Annotated in this window: 2 protein-coding genes; both read right to left on the bottom strand. The window is 42.9% G+C overall.

Annotation, left to right across the window (positions count from 1 at the left end; translation table 11 throughout):
- Positions 1-157: 157 nt before the first annotated feature.
- Positions 158-553: a PIN domain-containing protein gene (locus B5D58_RS13490; RefSeq protein WP_011111927.1), complete on the bottom strand. Its 396-nt coding sequence runs from the start codon at positions 551-553 to the stop codon at positions 158-160.
- A gap of 7 nt (positions 554-560) precedes the next feature.
- A complete protein-coding gene (locus B5D58_RS13485; RefSeq protein ID WP_011111928.1) occupies positions 561-806 on the bottom strand; it encodes an AbrB/MazE/SpoVT family DNA-binding domain-containing protein in 246 nt (81 codons plus the stop codon).
- Between the last annotated feature and the right edge of the window lie 622 nt (positions 807-1,428).

Raw genomic sequence — 1,428 nt, 5'->3', positions numbered from 1 at the left:
GGACGATAAAATTACCGAATTGAATAACTGAATCTGATCTAACAGGCACTCGTCAAATCGGGTAACTGTCAGATCAGATCTCAACTACTACACTTTAGGTCTATAAAAAACCGTGACCTGTTCCCTATTATTACGTAATTAATAGAATTTATTTCTGTCAGTCAATCAACTGCATCCCGCATGATTTCACAGCAGTTTTGTCGAAAGTCATCACTGCCTTGCATCCGGCACGCATTGCTGTGCGCTCGATGAGACAATCAGCAAAATCGGCTTTGCCTCGCTGATATAGGTGTAATGCCGCAGCAACAGTTTCAGCCTGCTCAATGCGTAGTTCACGTGTACGTAGCAGATTATGCAGCACCTCTGTTATTTCTTCACGCGTGCTACCGTAAGCCGACGAAAGCACCCACACCGACTCAACAATGACAATCAATGGTACGAAGCCGGGTTCCTCAACACTCAGTGATTCGATAAGCAGGGTGGATTTAGGTGATTGTATGGCATCATCCTGTGCTAAATAGCGCAGGAGTACGTTTGTATCGAGACCGATCATATCGAAATCATCGAACCGACTTTACCGCTTCACGGGCGATAGCGGCATTCATCTGCTCTATTGATATGGGATGATTCGGTTTACGGATAATACCTTTGAGCGCCTTCACCGATTGTGTTGCAGCAATTACTTCATAGCGTCCTGGTTCAATTTCTATAAATTCTACCCGGTCTCCCACATCAATGCCTAAACCAGCGCGAACTGCTGCTGGAATGGTGATTTGTCCTTTGCTGGTAAGAGTAGCAGCAGTCATAGTAAATCCTTACAATAAATTCATTTCCTTACTTTATGAAAAGAAAAAAATGGTGTCAAGTGCCGATGTTATAGGGCCATATTCAATTATTTGATAATGATCTTTAATTTCCTCAAAAATTGGAATCACTCTCGACGATCTCGCTGTTGGGTAGATTTCCTAAGGAGCCTCTGAAAACTATCTGTGTTGCCTTCCTGCATTAAAAATCAGCTCAAAATGCTCATTTGCTATATGTAAGCTCCGCTTTTTCACCTGTTTTTGTCTTGAATCGGTTGCTTCGCTGACATTTTCAGAGTTTCCTTAAGATAAAAGGTGTGCAACAAGAATGCCGAGGAGCCATGCATATAAAGGTGTCCGGAAAAGGAGCAAGACGGTATTTTTCGTGCAAGGGAAAAAAACAGAAAAGGAAAAATAGAGGACAAGTCGCGGTTCTCATGGAACATCAGCATGAATATGACCATGCAATTCTGAAAGCATCAAAGCAACAAATCGCCCGAGGACAGGTACTTGGATTTCTCATCGGCCTTTCTGCGATATAGGCATCTGTCTTTGCTGCTATTCATAATGTGTAGTAGTTCAGATTTGATCTGACAGCAGGTCTTGCCAAGAGGTGGGATTACCC

The sequence above is a fragment of the Nitrosomonas europaea genome, assembly GCF_900167395.1.
Classification (GTDB): Bacteria; Pseudomonadota; Gammaproteobacteria; order Burkholderiales; family Nitrosomonadaceae; genus Nitrosomonas; species Nitrosomonas europaea.
Note: the sequence above shows the minus strand (reverse complement) of the source record. Positions and strands in the feature narration are given on the sequence as shown.

Bases quoted from the DNA above. Each gene is read 5' to 3' on its own strand.
- B5D58_RS13490 (WP_011111927.1), bottom strand. From the start codon at position 553: ATGATCGGTCTCGATACAAACGTACTCCTGCGCTATTTAGCACAGGAT.
- B5D58_RS13485 (WP_011111928.1), bottom strand. From the start codon at position 806: ATGACTGCTGCTACTCTTACCAGCAAAGGACAAATCACCATTCCAGCA.